Annotated in this window: 1 protein-coding gene; it reads left to right on the forward strand. The window is 40.1% G+C overall.

From position 1 onward, the window contains the following. Positions 1-300: 300 nt before the first annotated feature. A partial coding sequence (locus tag IQR33_RS19515; protein WP_193843945.1) for a response regulator occupies positions 301-644 on the forward strand: 344 nt, incomplete at its 3' end.

Here is a 644-nt window from a genome sequence, read left to right on the forward strand (position 1 = left end):
GCTTTCGCTGTTAGTTGCTTCTGACATGGTGTGTCTCTCATTACAAAAAGGCGGGAATATTAATACCAAATGCATCAAATAGCTATACCCATTAGTCCGCAAGATGACCAAAGTGAATGAGTTTGTTGAACTTCTGCTCACAGGCCATGATTAGATAGGGTAACGTCCAGTCTAACTGCTTTATGCAATGGATTCCGTGATATTCAAACAAAAATATAGCACTTAATTATGAGTCGAATGCAACAACTCTATGAGTATGGTATATGTTTAATAAAGACATAATTAAAAATGGAACGCGTTATGCAACCGACAGGGACATCGATGCGAATCCTTCTGGTTGACGATGTTCAGCTAGACAGGATGCAGTTGGCTATTCGTCTAAAGCAACTTGGACATATTGTAAAAGCCGTAGGTAGTGGACTAGAGGCGTTAAATACCTACGAGAGTTTTGATCCGGAACTGGTGTTACTCGATATATCAATGCCAGATATGAACGGTTTTGAAGTCTCTCTTCATATAAGAGAAACGTTTCCGGATTGGATCCCTATTATTTTCTTGAGTAGTCACGAAGAGCCAGAAATGATTGCTAAAGCCATAGACGCGGGCGGTGATGACTATTTAATTAAGCCGGTAGATAAACTGGT

This window comes from Vibrio sp. OPT46 (assembly GCF_015163535.1).
Classification (GTDB): domain Bacteria; phylum Pseudomonadota; class Gammaproteobacteria; order Enterobacterales; family Vibrionaceae; genus Vibrio; species Vibrio alginolyticus.